The organism is Ruegeria sp. BK1 (genome assembly GCF_056535645.1).
Window position 1 is genome coordinate 2,509,652 of record NZ_JBQFIS010000001.1, and the last position, 16,405, is coordinate 2,526,056.

The window sequence follows — 16,405 nt, forward strand, 5'->3', positions numbered from 1 at the left end:
ATTCGCAAGCGTTCTGTGGGCGCGGGCTTGCTCTTTGACGCAAGGGCGCTTAGGTCTCAGGCAATCGACCACCCGGAGGCCCCATGCTGTCGTTGATCCAAATTCTGCTGCTGATCCTGGACATTGTCTGGTTCATCATTCTGGCCCATGTGATCATGAGCTGGCTGATCAACTTTCAGGTGCTCAACCTGCATCAGCAACTGGTGGCACAAATCTGGTACGGCCTGAACCGGATACTCGAACCGATCTATGGCCCCATACGGCGTTTTTTGCCCAATATGGGCGGTCTGGATCTGACACCTCTGGTCGTGCTGATCGGCGTCTATGCGCTGCGGATCATTCTGATCAACAACATGGTCTATTTCGTCTGACCTCTTGTTCATCGAATCTTAGTATGTGATTGTCCTGTCTTAAGAGCAGAAAAACCTTAAAACAGGGCAACCCCGCAGATGTTCGACTCCGCGCCTTTGCTGCGAGATGTCTTTGGATTCGACGACTTCCGACCCGGTCAGGAAGAGATCGTCGACGCCGTGACGGCAGGCGAGAACGTGCTGGCCATAATGCCCACGGGCGGTGGCAAATCCCTGTGTTTCCAACTACCTGCCCTGTTGCGCGACGGAGTGACGGTGGTGATTTCCCCCCTGATCGCCCTGATGCGCGATCAGGTGCGCGGGCTGCAAGAGGCCGGGGTTGAGGCTGGCGCGCTGACCTCGGGCAACACCCCCGAAGAAACCGATGCGGTGTGGGAGGCGCTGGAGGCCGGGCGGCTGAAGCTGCTCTACATGGCTCCCGAACGTCTGGCCGCCGGGTCAGCTCTGGGCATGCTGCGCCGGATCAATGTCGGCCTTATTGCGGTGGACGAGGCGCATTGCGTCAGCCAATGGGGCCATGATTTCCGCCCCGATTACCTGCGGATCGGAGAGCTGCGGCGCGCACTGAACGTCCCCTTGGCGGCTTTTACCGCCACAGCGGATGCGGAAACGCAGGATGAGATTGTCGAGAAACTGTTCGACGGCACCGCACCCCGCAAATTCCTGCGCGGCTTTGACCGACCCAACATCCATCTGGCCTTTGCTGCCAAAGACGGGCCACGCAAACAGGTGCTGGATTTCGCCGCCGCGCGCAAAGGGCAATCCGGCATCGTTTATTGCGGCACCCGCAACAAGACCGAGGTGCTGGCGCAGGCCCTACGTGCCGAGGGCCATTCGGCCTGTCACTATCACGGCGGTATGGACCCCGAAGATCGCCGCATTGTCGAAACCCGCTTTGCGCGCGAAGATGGACTGATCGTGGTCGCGACCGTCGCCTTTGGTATGGGCATCGACAAACCCGATATCCGCTGGGTCGCCCACGCGGACCTGCCGAAATCCATAGAAGCCTATTATCAGGAGATCGGGCGCGCCGGACGTGACGGCGACCCTGCGGAAACGCTGACCCTTTTTGGCCCCGATGACATCCGCCTGCGCCGCGCGCAAATTGACGAGGGGCTGGCCCCACCGGAACGCCGCATGGCCGATCATGCCCGTCTGAACGCCTTGCTTGGGTTGGCCGAGGCGCTGGTCTGCCGCCGTCAAACCCTGCTGGGTTACTTCGATGAACAGGCCGAACCCTGTGGCAAATGCGATCTGTGCGATGCCCCGCCCGAGGTATTCGACGGCACCACGCCGGTTCGCATGGCCCTGTCTGCCATCTTGCGCACCGAGGAATGGTTCGGCGCAGGCCATCTGATCGACATCCTGCTGGCCAACGAAACCGACAAGGTCCGCGCGCGGCGGCATGATGCGCTGTCCACATGGGGCATTGGAAAAGACTGGTCCCGCCCGCAATGGCAGGCAATTTTCCGGCAGATGATGGGGCATGATCTGGTCCGCCCAGACCCCGACCGCCATGGCGCGCTGCGCATGACCGAAGCCGCCAAACCGATCCTGAAGGGCGAGGCGCAGATCAACCTGCGCAAGGACACGATCCGCAAAGCCTCCCGCCGCCCCGCCGTCAAAGCGATGGTGGCTGAAGAAGACGCGCCGCTGCTGTCCGCGCTCAAGGCCAAACGCCGCGCGCTGGCGGAATCGCAGCGGGTGCCCGCTTACGTCATTTTCCCCGACCGCACCCTGATCGAAATGGCCGAGACCCGCCCTATGACTTTGGACGAGATGGCTCGGATCGGCGGCGTCGGTGCAAAAAAGCTGGAACGCTATGGCGACACCTTCCTTGAGGTGATCGCAGGTGAGGCCGCCGCGCTGCACCCTGCCCGGCGCAAACTGGCCGGGCGCGATCAGGGGGACATCTACGACCAGCTTTTGGCCGTTCAGAACGATCTGGCACGTGGGCCTGACGGGATCGACAAACCGCTGACCTGCTCTGCCTCGCAATTGGCCAAGGTCGCGCAATTGCGCCCCGGTGATCAGCGCGGGCTGGAACAAGTGCTGGGCGATCGTCGTCACGAAAGGTTTGGGGCCGCTTTTCTGGACGTCTTGCAACAAGCGGGCTAGATACCCCGAACAGGCAAGCGAAGAGGGCGGATATGCTGGTAGTGATTTCCCCGGCCAAACGGCTGGACTGGGCCGAGCGCGACGTGACGGTCACGCAACCGGATTTTCAGGATGACGCGATCCGGCTGTCGAAAACCGCCCGCAACCTGACGCTGGGCGATCTGAAAAAGCTGATGGACCTGAGCGATGATCTGGCCCGCCTGAACCGCGACCGCTATCGCGCCTTTTCTGATGCGCCTGAGGCCGATCTGACCCGCCCCGCAGCGCTGGCCTTTGCTGGAGACACCTATCAGGGGCTTGAGGCTACATCTTTGGATGCAGATGAAATGGCATGGGCACAGGATCACCTGCGCATTCTGTCGGGGCTTTACGGTGTATTGCGTCCGCTGGACGCCATTCAGGCCTATCGGCTTGAGATGGGCAGCAAGCTGAAAACCCGGCGCGGCAAGAACCTGTATGAATACTGGCGCGATCAGCTAAGCAAGGCTTTGAACGCGCAGGGCGTGCAGATCGGATCGGACGTGCTGGTGAACTGCGCCAGTCAGGAATATTTCGGCGCGGTTGATCCCAAAGCGCTCAAAATGCGGGTGATCACTCCTGTGTTCATGGAGGACAAGGCGGGCACCCCCAAGATCGTCAGCTTTTTCGCCAAGAAAGCGCGCGGGGCCATGGCGCGCTATGTCATCCAGCACCGCCTGACCGATCCTGCGGGGCTGTTGGACTTTGACAGCGGTGGGTATGAATACCGCCCCGACCTGTCATCCGAGGACAAACCCGTCTTTGTGCGCCCCTATCAGGCCTGATCCTGCATCGAAGTGTCATAGGCCACCAGCTCGACCGTATTGCCTTCGGGGTCTTCGGTGAAAATACCGCGCCAACCGATCCAGCCGAACTGCTCGACGCGGTAAGGCTGGCCCAACTGGTCATACCAGCGCAGGACGGCCTCTTGCTCCTGAAACGGCAAAGACAAAGCAATGTGATGCAGCGATGACCCGGCTCCGGTCGTGGGGCGGCCTGCACCTGCGGGATGCAAACCGGGGCGCGGAGCGGCCGTGTGGTGGAACAAGGCCAATACCTGCGTGTGGCCGCCAAATCCTGGGCCAATTCGAAAGATTGTGATGGCGCTGTTGTGGTCGCCGCTCAGGCGCTCCAACCCGATGACATTCTCATAGAATGCCACCATTGCGCGCATGTCTGCGCACCGAATGGCAATCTCGCCCAATGCGCGCGGTTGAAATCCACGGTCCGACATGGGTACAACCTAGGTGGGTTCCTTTGCGCTATCAATCACCGGCTGTGCGTCATCAGGCTCATGATCCAAGATCATCTGATGAATTTTCCGCTTTTGCAGCGGCTTGGTCAGGTAATGATCCAACCCCGCAGACAGGATACCCTGATCATCGCCCGCCATCGCATGCGCCGTCAGCGCAACGATTGGCACAGCGCGCCCGGTCTGGATCTCATGCCGCCGAATCTCACCCGTAGCCTGTTTTCCATCCATTCCGGGCATCGAGATATCCATGAAGATCAGGTCGGGGTTAAAATTCATATAAGCCTCAACCGCCTCGGCCCCGTTATTAGCAAAGCGCAGGTCAATGTTCAGCGTCTTGACCATCTTTTGCAGGATCAACTGGTTCGTCCTGTTATCCTCAGCCGCCAAGACGCGCATCAGGCGCTGATCCAAGGTGTCTGTGGCGGGCGCTGGCTCGGTTTCCTGTTGGGCGGGGGCATCCACCTTTTGTTGACCCAATGCAGTCAGGCGCGCGTAAAGCTCGGATCGCGGGATGGGTTTTTGCAAGACCCCTTCGATCAGGTGACGGGCGGGATTGGCATGTATAGTGCCGGGATTGGCAGACATGACCACAATCGGCAACTCACCCCAGCCCCGTTCCTTCAATGTGGTGGCAAGTTCCAACCCATCCATATCCGGCAGGTCGTGGTCGCACAGCACTAGATCGACCGATGAGTCGATAGCCGCCAACGCCTCACCCCCAGAGGTGCAGACAGTGACCCGAGACCCCAGCCGCCCAAGTTGTTTGGACAATATCGCGCGGTTGACCGCCAAATCCTCAACCACCAGCACATGGTTGAGCCTGCCTTCAAGATCAGGTGGTTCGGGCTGAGGACCTTCGGCCGTGGGCAGTGATATCCGAAACCCAAAGCACGAACCCTGCCCCGGATCGCTTTCCACCCAGATCGTTCCGCCCATCAACGTGATCAGACGCTTGGTGATAGCCAGACCCAGCCCGGTTCCTTCGAACTGGCGGTTTTTCTCATCTTCGACCTGATTAAACTCTCCAAAGATGTGGTCAATTTTCGCCTGCTCGATCCCGATGCCGGTATCTTCGATTGCCACGTGAATATCGCAGCTTTGCGCCTCGGCATTGGGGACGCCGGTGACGCGGATCAGCACATGGCCATTGGCAGTGAATTTGACAGCGTTGCCCACCAAATTGGTCAGAACTTGCCGCACCCGCCCCGGATCGCCAACAAACAGTGTGGGCAGGAACAAGTCATAGTCGACCAGCAAGGTCAGCCCCTTGTCCCGCACACCCGGTTGCAGCAACATCGCGACCTCAAGGATACAGCGTTCGAAATCGAACTGCTCGGGGTGCAGGACCAGCTTGTCAGCCTCGATCTTCGAATAGTCCAGAACATCGTTGATGATGACCAGCAACGCCTCGCCCGAATTGCGAATTGTATTGAGATAGAGCCTTTGTTCCTCATCCAAAGGTGTCTCGTCCAGCAATTCGGTCATGCCGACGATCCCGTTCATTGGGGTTCTGATCTCGTGGCTCATATTCGCCAGAAAGGCCGACTTTGCCCGATTGGCCGCTTCGGCCCGTTCTCGCGCTGATCGCAATTCAGCCTCATGCCGGACTGAAGCCGAAATATTCAGCGCTAGACTAACCACATCGCCGCCGTTGCCACGCTGATCGATGAGTTTGAAGTAGTGACCGTTCCATAGACGAATGACTTCGGGTTGCGGGTTGGCTTGCGTCCACCGTACCTTCATTCTTTCTATCCAGTCCGGGGCAGCCTCATCTCCAAGGTCGATCAGGCCCTCGGCTGTGAGAATTTCCAGAATACGGGGATAGGCAATGCCCGGCGCCACTTCTTCAATTCCGTCAAAGACGCTCAGATAGGCCGTATTGGCGCCGATCAGACGGTTATTACTGTCGAAAAACGCAAACCCGTCATGGAAGGTTTGAATCGAGTGCCACAGCCGCCGCTCGGCCACTTCAATCTTTGCATTGGCCAGTGTGAGGTCCGATTTGACCTTCTCATTCTCACCGCGGACGGTTTCAACCTCGGCCTGCGTCTCGCCAATTCGTTTGGTCAGAGCTATGGCGTGCAGGCCAAGCTTGCGGTTGGCCGCCGATAACTCGGCCTGTTTCATTTCAAGCAAGCGCTCAGCGGCAAGCCGCGCACGCCGTTCTTGTGCCAGTTTAGTTGCAAGACTCATCGTGGGCGATCCTCGGGCCATTCCGTCCCAGCATCCGGGCAGAGAGTGAAGAACTGCTTAAGCCGTTGCTTGGAAGCCAGGGCTTGTGTCAGACTTTTTGCAAACCGGAGGCTACCTATGACAAATGCACGCTATTTTTCTGCCGTCTGGCTGTTCTGCGCGGCAACGCAGCCCGCTTGGGCCGAATGCGCCACGGATGCGCAGGTTGACCGGTTTGTTCAGGATTATCTTTCCAACACGCCGACTGTGGCACTGTCCGCCGATGGAACGATGCAAGACGCATTATGTACGCAGGCCAAAATTTCTACTGCGTTAGAGCCTTATATGGGCCCAATCATCGGCTACAAAGCGGGTCTGACCAGCAAGCCCGCGCAGGACCGGTTTGGCGCGGATGAACCGGTGCAGGGTGTCTTGTACCGCGACATGATGGTCGCGGATGGCGCGACTGTTCAGCTGAACTGGGGCGCACGCCCGGTGTTCGAAGCCGATCTGGTTCTGGTCGTGGGAGACGCTGATATCAACATGGCCACGACGCCGCTGGAGGTGATGCAAAACATATCAGCCATTCGCCCATTTATGGAACTACCGGACCTGACCCTCGCCGAAGGCGAACCGATCACGCCGATTACGTTGACTGCAATTGGGGTGGCGCCAAAATTGGGCGTTTTAGGGTCTGATATTTCTGTCTCCGACCCTGCCGCGATGTCCCAGGCCCTGCCAGATATGACCGTCACTTTGCGGGCGGCGGATGGGGAGGTGTTGGCAGAGGCTCCAGGCGCTACAGTCATGGGGCACCCAGCCAATGCAGCGTTGTGGCTGATCTCGAAAGGAATCGAGTTTCAACCCGGCGATCTGATTTCGGTCGGCTCTTTCGGCCCGCTGGTCCCGCCTGCAAAGGGTAAAGGTGGCGCGTCGGTCAGCTATGACGGATTGCCCGGTGATCCCACAGTCAGCGTTGTGTTCGAATAGTCAGCGCCGCCCTTCGCGCAGCCACCCGCCGACAAGAAATCCACCGGCCAGCAAGAGCACCAACCACGGCGGCAACAGCCCAGCCTGCGTGACATCGCGCGTTTCATAAGCGTCGCGTGGTGTTAGGCCGATCCATCCTCGTCCCGAGGCCGGTCGTCCGGCCCGCACATTTCGGATCGACGGCAAACCCTCCTCGACCCGGATGGTGCCACCGCGCAATCCCGCCAGAATAGGGTCCAGTACTTCCGAGGTCGCGATCGTGCGCTCGAACTCTTTTGGCGCGGCGGGGCCAAGGCCGATCACCGCCGAGTGCTCACCCTCCTGCAAACGATAGAGGCCAATCTCGGGCCCGTAATACTGCGCTTCGAACCGACCGGGCGAGACCTCGTCCAATGTCACCTCAAGCGTTTCGCCGTTGGGAAGCGTGACGGTCACGGGGCCGACCTCATCTTCAAGGGTCTGGCGAATGATGCGCATGATTTGACCGTTGGCTTCGGCCCACAGCGCCTCTTCCTCTAGCTCGGGCTCTTTCATCATCCAATGCGCCAGACGGCGCAGCAGTTCCAATTGCGGTCCGCCGCCTTCGAACCCGCGGCTCCACAGCCACGCGTGATCCGAGGCCAACATCGCCACGCGCCCCTCACCCACACGGTCCAGCACCAGCAAGGGGCGGTCGTCCACGCCGGTCATCAGCATCTCACCCCGGCGCTGGTTCACGTCGATCTGCCGCAGCCACGCGCCCCAGTTTTCAGGATCACCCAGATCGGTCGTCACCGGATGGCGCTGACCCAGATCCGTCACCATAGGGACAAAGCGTTCTTCGATCACCCGTGCAGTTGGCTGCGCCGGAAGGATTGAGGCCAAAGGCGACCGGAAAATACTATCAGCGCTGGCAAAATCCGGCCCCGCCGCGATCAGAACTGCACCACCTTCATTGATGTAGTTACTGACATTGTCCAGATAGATGGCGGGCAGGATTCCGCGCCGTTTGTAGCGATCAAAGATGATCAAGTCGAAATCGTTGATCTTTTCCAAAAACAACTCACGCGTGGGGAAGGCGATCAGCGAAAGCTCATCCACCGGCACGCCGTCCTGTTTCTCGGGTGGACGCAGGATGGTGAAATGCACCAGATCGACCGAGCTGTCGGATTTCAGCAGGTTCCGCCATGTCCGCCCGCCGGGATGCGGCTCGCCCGAGACCAGCAACACACGCAGGCGATCCCGCACGCCGTTCATCTGGATCAAGGCGGTGTTGTTGCGATCGGTCAGCTCACCTTCGGCCTGCGGAACGGTGAATTGCAGCACATTGCGCCCGCCATGAGGCAGCGTGACGGGCAATTCCACATCTGTGCCAATGGGAATGGTGAATTGCTCGGGCTCGGCCCCGTCGACCGAGATTTCAAGCGGCGCCGTAGTTGCACCGGCAGGGGCAGCGCCGCTATCCTCGACCCGCAGGGTCAGGGTCACGGGCTCGCCGATAATGGCAAAAGCCGGGGCGTTGCGGACAATCAGGCGGCGGTCCCAGTCGCTGGAGCGCCCGGTCTGCAACAGATGCATCGGCGCTGGCAGGTCCGGGGCCTGATCCGCGTCATGCACGATCCCGTCCGAAACGACAACGATACCCGCGATCCGGGCGCGGGGTTCTTCGGCCAACGCCTCATTCAACGCGGCCATAACCTGGGTGCCCTCGTCGCCGTCGCCATCGCCGACCTTGATGCGGCGCAGCTCGGTATTGTCGCGGGATTCGATCTCATCCGCCAGGGCATCCGCCGCTTGCGCTGTTTGTTCAGCCCGGTCCGACAAGGTCTGACTGGCGCTTTCGTCTTCGATCATCAGCACGATGTCGGTCAGAGGCGCACGGTCCTCGACCTGATAGACCGGCCCGGATAACGCCGCAATCACCACCAGGGCCGCCAGCCCACGCAATGCCCAGCCCGACAGACCACGCCACAGGGCAACAGCCACCCCGGCCAACGCAATCGCGCCCACCACAGCCAGAACGAGCCACGGGATCAGCGGATCAAAAAGTACGGTTCCCGTCATTGTCCCAACCTGTCCAGCAGAGCAGGCACATGCACCTGATCCGATTTGTAATTCCCGGTCAGCACATGCATCACCAGATTGACCCCGAAACGATTGGCCAGTTCGCGCTGCCGCTCTCCGGCATATCCGCGCCCGACGGGCAGAAGTGCCTGACCATTGCGATCCACCGCCCAGGCTGCTGCCCAGTCATTGCCACCAATCACCACCGGCGTCACATTGTCATTGAGGTTGCGGAAGGGCATCCCCTCGATCTGTTCCGCATCCAGCGGCGCGGCTTCAACCCACACATCCGCTCCGGCATGGCGACCCGGAAAATCCTGCAACAGGTAGAATGTCCGCGTCAGCACATGGTCACGCGGGATCGGCTCTAACGAAGGGATATTCAGCGGCGCGGCCAGTTGCTGTAGCTTGCGTCCATTGGGGCTGGCAGCCCCGAACCGCGCCACGTTGGAATCGCGCGTGTCAAACAGGATCATGCCACCCGAGCGCAGATAGGCGTTCAGCTTGGAATACGCCTCGACCGAGGGTTGCGGTTGATCCGGCGTGATCGGCCAGTAGAGCAGCGGGAAAAACGCCAGTTCATCACGCTCCAGATCAACGCCCACAGGCCCGGCCGGTTCCACCGACGTGCGGTAGAACAGGGTCTGCGCCAACCCGCGCATCCCGGCCTCTGCGATCTCATCCACGTCGGCATTTCCGGTCAGCACATGGGCCAACACCAGTTCAGTCGTTGCGTTCAGGGCAAACTCGGTCTCGTCGGGCGTTTGCGCCTGCACCTCGGGTGCGATCAGCACTGCGCCCAGCGCAATCGCCGCCGCGCGCGCAAGACCAAGCCGCCCCGACAACGCCAACGAGGCGATCACGTCCACGGTCAACAACAGCAGCGCAAGACTGAGCAATATGCCTCCAATCGGGGTTTCAGTGCTGATTTCCTGCCCTTTGATCGGCACATCCGAAGGCCAAGAGACCGGCGTCAGAACGGTATCTTCAGCCAAGACGTTCAACGCCAGCTTCTGTTTGCCGCTTTCATAGAGACCGGGGCGCAAGTCAGGACCGATCGTGCCCGTCACCAGATCAACCCCGTCGACACCGGCAAGATTCCCTGCATCCATCAAACCGCCAAAACCGTCCATGACTTGCACTGGCGCCCAGGTGGTGCCCTGCAACTGAGACTCTTGCCGCGACTTAGCGGCCGAGGCGACAGCCAGACGATCCAACATTTCGACGAACAAACCGGACAGAGGCAAGCTGGACCATTCCGCATCTGCCGTTACGTGAAACAGCACCACCTGCCCCAGACCCAGCGCTTTGCGCGTGACCAGTGGCGTCCCATCCGACAGCGATGCAATCACTCGATCCGCCAGATTAGGGTCAGGTTGCGCCATCACCTGCGTCGTAACGGAAACGTCCGACGGCACCCGTAAGCCATAAAAGTGCGAGCCTTCGGGGAAGGGGGCAAGCCCCTTGGCCTCACCCCAGCTCATCGCACCACCGACCGAGCGGCCACCGCTGCGCAGCCGTACCGGCAACAGCGTATCCTCGGCATCGCGGCCCAGATCGCTGGCAGCCATACGCGGTCCGGCAAAGCGCAACAGCAACCCGCCTTGTTCCACCCATTCGACAACAGCTTCTTGCTCACCCGCAGAAAGTTTCGCCACATCGGCCAGCACGATCACATCTGGGTTCGCGGGCAGAACATTCATCAACCCGCCTTCGACAAAATCCGCCGTAGGGGTCAAAACCTGCGTCAAGTAATGCAGCGGCGACAACAGCTCCAGCCCTTCGCGGTTCAGGGTTCCCGCGATCAGCGCAACCTCGCGCCTGCGCAGGCTGTCATCAGTCAAGGTCATCGCGCCCGCCGAGCGCTGGCCCTGAATTTCAAACCGAGTGATCCGTGCGCGCAGCTCGGACGGCAAGGCCAGTTCGACCTGCGCCTGCGTTTCGCCGCTGGCAAATTCCATCGCCGCGGATTGCAGAACGCGCATCACTCCAGCCGGGTCACGGCCCTGCGCCAAAACAGTGATCTGCTGGGCTGGGCCAGGTTCGGTCCGCTGCGCTGTCAGTTGGATCAGCCCGTCCTGATATGTGGCAGGCAAAAGGGCAACAACCGCTGAGGCCGCCTGATACACCGTGACCTCACCCCGCCCTTGCAATGTCGCTAGGATTATATCCTGGCCATCAAAATCGAGACGATCACTGAACCAATGCGTGTCGAAGCCCCCGTCCAACTGATCCAGCGCAGCCAGAGTCTGTTCTATCTGCACCTCGGTCGGTTGCCAGGGTGTCGGCGCCAGCCCCGGTAACCTGCCGCGCCAGTCTTCGGCGGATTGGAACACCGGTGCTTCGGGTTCGGTCAGGCTCAGGATCGCAACGGTGCGCCCGGCGCGTCCAGCCTCGGCCAGTTGCGCGTCAATCTGATCCAGCGTTGCGGACCAGCGGGTGGCCCCGGCCCAGCTGGCATCCAGCACCAGCATCAGCGGGCCTGACCCCGCTTGATCACGCGAGGGGTTCAGTACCGGCCCTGCAAGCCCGATGATGATCGCCGCCGCCGCCAGCATCCGCAGTAAAAGCAGCCACCACGGCGTGCGGTCCGAGACGCTTTCTTCATCCTTCAGCCCCAGCAACAGAGTCACCGCCGGAAACAGCCGTCGGATCGGCGCTGGCGGCACGGCGCGCAGGATCAGCCACAGGATCGGCAGGGTCAGCAGACCCAGCAACACCCATGGCGCGGTAAAACCGATGCCTGCCAAAATCGTCATACAGACCCCCGATCCAACGCACGATAAAGCCACAACAGAGCCGCCTGCGCGCTGTCACCCGTATGATGCAGCCCAAGTTGCCAACCGGTCGCGCGGCACAACTGCGTCAGCGCATCCTTGCGTTTGGCAAGCCGGTCCAGATAGCGATCGCGCAGCTCTCCGGCCTTCAATGTCTCGTGGCGGGTCGTGCCGCCGACGCTTTCGAAAATGGTCCGGCCACGATAGGGAAAGCTCTCCTCGGTCGGATCCAGAATCTGCAACAGAACGCCGCGAACGCCCCGGTCCGCAGCTTTGGTCAGGGCCAGTTCGACCTCGTCCATGGGCCCCAGAAAATCGGAAATGAAAACGGCCCGCGCATGCGGGATCATGGCGCGGTGCTCGGGTGGAGCATAGTCGGCCTCGGCATCCTCGGACCAGGCTTGCGCCAGCCGCACGATCTGTGCGTTGCCGCGCCGAGGCGGCAGTGTTGTTCCCGTCAGGCCAACACGTTCGCCACCCCGTACCAGCAGGATGGCCGTGGCCAGACCCAGCAAGCGCGCCCGGTCGGCCTTGGTCGGGTGGTTCTTGTCAGACGCAAACCGCATCGAGGCGCCCTGATCGACCCACAGCATCACCGATTGCGCGATCTGCCATTCGCGCTCGCGCACAAATTGCTGATCCCCGCGCGCCGAGCGGCGATGGTCGATCATCCGACGACTGTCACCGATCTGCGCCGGGCGGTACTGCCAGAAATCATCACCCAGACCCGACCGCCTGCGCCCGTGATCGCCCAGCAGAACCGTTCCGGCCAGATGTTCAGCTCGCGCCAAAAGGGGCGGCAGCCGGGACGCCTCGGCCTCGGATCTTTCACGAAGGGTCAGCGCGGCATTCACGCCGCAGCCTCGGTGCGGATCAACCCGGCAGCGGTGCTTTCGATCAGATCAGCAAGGCTGTCCCCGCGCGCGCGCGCCGCGAAGTTCAGTGCCATCCGGTGGCTGAGCACAGGGCGCGCCATATCCAAGACGTCCTCGGCATTCGGGGCCAGCCGCCCTTGCAGCATCGCCCGCGCCCGCACGGTCATCATCAACGCCTGCGCCGCCCGCGGACCGGGGCCCCACGCAACGGTTTCGGCCACACGTTCAGACACGCCCGCCTCATCCGGGCGGAAGGCGCGCACCAGATCGAGGATCAGCTCAACCACCGAATCTCCGACGGGCATGCGCCGCAACAGAACCTGAGCGGCCAGCAATTCCTCTTTGGTGAAAATCTCATGCGCATCATCTTCTTCGACGCCTGTTGTGGCCAACAGAATATCCCGCTCGGTCTGACGATCAGGGTATTCCACGTCGATCTGCACAAGGAAGCGGTCCAACTGCGCCTCGGGCAGCGGATAGGTGCCTTCCTGCTCAATCGGGTTCTGCGTCGCCAATACGTGAAATGGCGTCCCCAGCGAGCGATCCTCGCCCGCCACTGTCACAGTGCGTTCCTGCATCGCTTGCAGCAGCGCCGATTGCGTCCGGGGGCTGGCGCGGTTGATCTCATCCGCCATCAGCAGCTGGCAAAAGATCGGGCCCGAAATAAAGCGGAAATGGCGGCTGCCATCTTCGGCGGTATCCAGAACCTCGGACCCCAGAATATCGGCAGGCATCAGGTCCGGCGTGAACTGGATGCGGTTGCCGTGCAGGCCCATCACTGTCGACAGCGTCTCGACCAATCGCGTCTTACCCAGACCGGGCAGACCGATCAGCAACGCATGCCCGCCGCACAGCAGAGCGGTCAGGGTCAGGTCCACGACCCTCTCCTGTCCGATAAAGCGACGGGTGATCGAGGACTTGGCCTCTTGCAGTTTGGTTTCCAGCGCTTCGATCTCGGACACGAGGTCGGCAGGTTCGGTCATGACTTTCCCTTCCGTGGACTAATATGGTTGAAGTGTATCGCGCGAAAAGGAAATGGCAAAAGTAATGAGCGGACAAAAACCTGTGACACCTTCCCCTGATGGCATTGCGGCATCAGTCAATGCCGCCAAAACCAAGGGCCTACCCCCGGTTCATCTGTGGAATCCTCCGTTTTGTGGCGATCTGGACATCCATATCGCCAAAGATGGCTCTTGGACTTATCTAGGGTCGCCGATCAACCGGTTCGAGCTTGTGAAGCTATTTTCGTCAATTCTTAAGAAGGAAGACGGGAAATATTACCTCGTTACCCCGGTCGAGAAGGTGGGAATCACTGTCGAGGACGCACCTTTCGTGGCGGTCGATTTCGATGCGACGGGCAAGGGCACGGCGCAGACGCTATGTTTCACCACCCATGTGGGGGATGAAGCCGTCGCAGGGCCCGACCATCCAATCCGCATTGTCATCGACCCCGAATCCGAGGAACCCGCGCCCTACATCCTGATCCGCGCAAATCTTGAGGCGCGGATCGACCGCAAGAGCTTTTACCGGATGGTCGATATCGCCGAACATAGCGACGGGTGGTTCGGCGTCTGGTCGGGCGGGCAGTTTTTTCCCTTAATCCGGTCCGAGGAGTTGCCGGATTAGACCCGGCGCATCACGCGACGGTCCTGCGCCAACAGCACGGCGATTGCAACGATCCCCGCGCCCAGCGCGCGGGTCCAGTTCCAGTCCTCGCCCATTACCAGCATGATCAACATCACGTAAAACGGCGCAATGTTGATGTGGAATGCGGCCAGCGCCACGCCGATTTTGCCAACGGATGCGATGAAAAAGACCTGACTCAGCCCCATTGAGATCAGCGCATACATCACAAGCATGCCCATCTGTTGCATATCGACCGGCGCTGTCGGTGCAACGCTGACACCCATTTGCGCGGCGCAGAAAAACAGAACCGAGGCCGTTACCAGCCCGCCGACAAAAGTGATCGTACTGCGCCCTGTCTGGCTAAGCGCCGGGAAATCCCGCGCCGTCGCCATACTGGCCCAGCAAAACAGGGCCGTGGACGCAATGGCGCAGGCCGCACCCAAACCTAATTGCGCCGGGGCCAGCGCGCTGGTTGCAATCAGCCCTCCGATGATCGACACGACCACGCCCAGTGCAAAATTCCACCGCAAGCGCCGCGTACCTGTCGCCAGTTCCAGCAGAGTTGCAAACAAGGGCGCGCCGGACGCAATAATCGCAACCGTCACCGGGTCAGTCAGCTTTTGCGCCAGAATGATCAGGAACATCCCCGACCCCAGCGCAGCGCCGACAAACATCGCGTGCCCCCAACGCGCGCGCAACACCCGCGCGGGCCCATCCATCAACACCCAGACCGGCACCATCACCAGCACTGCCAACGCCAACCGCGCCAACAGCAACGTAATCGGAGGCCAAGTTTGCAGCAAAACCTCGGCCGCAGGAAACCCGGCTGCCCATGTCAGCATGGACGCCACTGCCAGACCATTGCCGGATACAGCCGAGCGGCGCCCCGCAGACACAGAAAGAGTGTTCCCGCGCACGGGGTCAGGGCTCATCGCCATGGTGTCAGACCTTCTGTTGGAACGGTGGCCGAAAATGATCCACCGTGATGGCTGAAGGCTGGCTGATTCGGGCCGATGGTTCTGGCCGGTTTTCGACAAACTGTCGTTTTCAGTCTCTTTCGTTGAAATCGCCCCAAGGCTAAGGTCCGGCCAGCATCACGTGGGACCTCTTATGCCGAAATTCGCCGCCAACATCTCGCTGCTCTTTACCGAGCTGCCCTATCTCGACCGGTTTCAGGCCGCGGCGGAGGCCGGGTTTCAGGCAGTCGAGATCCTGTTTCCCTATGAGCCGGCTGCCAAGGAAACCCGCCGCGCACTGCTGGCCAACGGGCTAGACCTGGTGCTGATCAACGCCCCTCCGCCCAACTACACCGGTGGCGAGCCAGGCTATGCTGCGGTCCCAGGTGGCGAAGCGCGGTTTCAGTCCGATATCCGCCGCGTCATGCGCTACGCCGATGTTTTGAAACCAGGGCTGATCCATATCATGTCGGGGTATTGCGCGGGACCAGATGCACTAAAAACCATGGTTGAGAACCTGAAATGGGCCGCCGATTTCGCCCCCAAACAGCACTTTACGATCGAGCCGCTGAACCCTGTCTCACAACCCAACTACTTCCTGAACGATTATTATCTGGCTGCCAAAGTTCTGGCCTTGGTGGACCGGCCCAATATCGGCCTGCAATATGACAGCTTCCACGCTCATATGATCCACGGTGACGCGCTGGACGTCTGGCACCGCTTTCACCACATTGTCACCCATGCTCAGATCGGTGCCGCCCCAGACCGGTCCGAGCCCGGACGCGGGCCAACAGACTTTGCTGCGCTTTTCGAGGCCTTTGACGAAATGGGCTATTCCGGCTGGGTCAGTGCCGAATATACCCCCTCAACAGCGCAAACTTTCAACAGTCTGGACTGGGTAGAGTTCTGATATCTGGCCTTTTCAAAAAAAATCGCGCAGACATCACCACAATGACTTGAAGGAACTGTGATGATCCCTGCCCGCTTTTCGCGCATTGTGTTCTGTCTGATCATGTCGGGGCTGATGTCCTGCATCGTCACAGGAATTGCCACTGTCAAGGCCATAGGATTTGGGCCCACCACATTCGGCGATTGGATGTCTGCTTGGGGGTTTTGCTGGCCCATCGCCTTTACGGTCATCTTTATCCTGGGACCCACCGTACAACAGTTGGTGAACCGTCTGGTCAAGACGCAGGATTGACCC

General features: G+C 60.6%; 14 protein-coding genes. 7 read left to right on the forward strand and 7 right to left on the reverse strand.

The window, feature by feature from the left end; all coding sequences use genetic code 11:
- Positions 1-83 precede the first annotated feature (83 nt).
- From ACR3E7_RS12620 to yaaA, 3 genes are all read left to right on the forward strand, one after another.
- Positions 84-371: a YggT family protein gene (locus ACR3E7_RS12620; RefSeq protein ID WP_353008684.1), complete on the forward strand. Its 288-nt coding sequence runs from the start codon at positions 84-86 to the stop codon at positions 369-371.
- 78 nt (positions 372-449) lie between these two features.
- Positions 450-2,489: a DNA helicase RecQ gene (gene recQ / locus ACR3E7_RS12625; RefSeq protein ID WP_480503482.1), complete on the forward strand. Its 2,040-nt coding sequence runs from the start codon at positions 450-452 to the stop codon at positions 2,487-2,489.
- 32 nt (positions 2,490-2,521) lie between these two features.
- On the forward strand, positions 2,522-3,292 hold the full coding sequence (yaaA, locus tag ACR3E7_RS12630; RefSeq protein WP_480503483.1) for a peroxide stress protein YaaA: 771 nt from the start codon (positions 2,522-2,524) through the stop codon (positions 3,290-3,292).
- On the opposite strand, the gene ACR3E7_RS12635 is transcribed toward yaaA, so the two are convergent.
- Positions 3,283-3,741, reverse strand: a complete 459-nt coding sequence (locus ACR3E7_RS12635) for a VOC family protein (RefSeq protein ID WP_480503484.1) — start codon at positions 3,739-3,741, stop codon at positions 3,283-3,285. The genes yaaA and ACR3E7_RS12635 overlap by 10 nt on opposite strands.
- A gap of 9 nt (positions 3,742-3,750) precedes the next feature.
- The gene (locus ACR3E7_RS12640; protein ID WP_480503485.1) at positions 3,751-5,955 is read right to left on the reverse strand and encodes a response regulator; all 2,205 of its coding nucleotides are present in this window, start codon (positions 5,953-5,955) and stop codon (positions 3,751-3,753) included.
- Positions 5,956-6,072: 117 nt separating this feature from the next.
- Between ACR3E7_RS12640 and ACR3E7_RS12645 the strand changes: the two genes are divergently transcribed.
- The gene (locus ACR3E7_RS12645) at positions 6,073-6,924 is read left to right on the forward strand and encodes a 2-keto-4-pentenoate hydratase (RefSeq protein WP_480503486.1); all 852 of its coding nucleotides are present in this window, start codon (positions 6,073-6,075) and stop codon (positions 6,922-6,924) included.
- Here the strand turns inward: ACR3E7_RS12645 and ACR3E7_RS12650 are convergent, their stop codons facing one another.
- The 4 genes from ACR3E7_RS12650 to ACR3E7_RS12665 are packed head-to-tail and all read right to left on the reverse strand — an operon-like array spanning position 6,925 to position 13,602.
- Positions 6,925-8,967 (reverse strand): hypothetical protein, encoded by a 2,043-nt coding sequence (locus tag ACR3E7_RS12650; RefSeq protein ID WP_480503487.1) that lies wholly within the window; start codon positions 8,965-8,967, stop codon positions 6,925-6,927.
- Positions 8,964-11,726 carry a DUF4159 domain-containing protein gene (locus ACR3E7_RS12655; protein WP_480503488.1) on the reverse strand — a complete coding sequence of 921 codons (2,763 nt, stop codon included), beginning with the start codon at positions 11,724-11,726 and terminating at the stop codon, positions 8,964-8,966. Before ACR3E7_RS12655 ends, ACR3E7_RS12650 begins: the two co-directional genes overlap by 4 nt.
- Positions 11,723-12,598, reverse strand: coding sequence for a DUF58 domain-containing protein (locus ACR3E7_RS12660; protein ID WP_480503489.1), 876 nt, complete (start codon positions 12,596-12,598; stop codon positions 11,723-11,725). The genes ACR3E7_RS12655 and ACR3E7_RS12660 overlap by 4 nt, the downstream gene beginning before the upstream one ends.
- A complete protein-coding gene (locus ACR3E7_RS12665) occupies positions 12,595-13,602 on the reverse strand; it encodes an AAA family ATPase (protein ID WP_170789493.1) in 1,008 nt (335 codons plus the stop codon). The genes ACR3E7_RS12660 and ACR3E7_RS12665 overlap by 4 nt, the downstream gene beginning before the upstream one ends.
- Before the next feature lie 64 nt (positions 13,603-13,666).
- Between ACR3E7_RS12665 and ACR3E7_RS12670 the strand changes: the two genes are divergently transcribed.
- A complete protein-coding gene (locus ACR3E7_RS12670) occupies positions 13,667-14,245 on the forward strand; it encodes a DUF1285 domain-containing protein (protein WP_170789492.1) in 579 nt (192 codons plus the stop codon).
- Here the strand turns inward: ACR3E7_RS12670 and ACR3E7_RS12675 are convergent.
- The gene (locus tag ACR3E7_RS12675) at positions 14,242-15,183 is read right to left on the reverse strand and encodes a DMT family transporter (RefSeq protein ID WP_237217990.1); all 942 of its coding nucleotides are present in this window, start codon (positions 15,181-15,183) and stop codon (positions 14,242-14,244) included. The genes ACR3E7_RS12670 and ACR3E7_RS12675 overlap by 4 nt on opposite strands.
- A 172-nt stretch (positions 15,184-15,355) precedes the next feature.
- Here ACR3E7_RS12675 and ACR3E7_RS12680 point away from each other — a divergent pair, with 172 nt between their 5' ends.
- Together ACR3E7_RS12680 and ACR3E7_RS12685 are read left to right on the forward strand one after the other, a co-directional pair.
- Positions 15,356-16,111, forward strand: a complete 756-nt coding sequence (locus ACR3E7_RS12680; RefSeq protein WP_170789491.1) for a hydroxypyruvate isomerase family protein — start codon at positions 15,356-15,358, stop codon at positions 16,109-16,111.
- A gap of 60 nt (positions 16,112-16,171) precedes the next feature.
- Positions 16,172-16,402: a DUF2798 domain-containing protein gene (locus ACR3E7_RS12685; protein ID WP_170789490.1), complete on the forward strand. Its 231-nt coding sequence runs from the start codon at positions 16,172-16,174 to the stop codon at positions 16,400-16,402.
- Positions 16,403-16,405 lie beyond the last annotated feature (3 nt).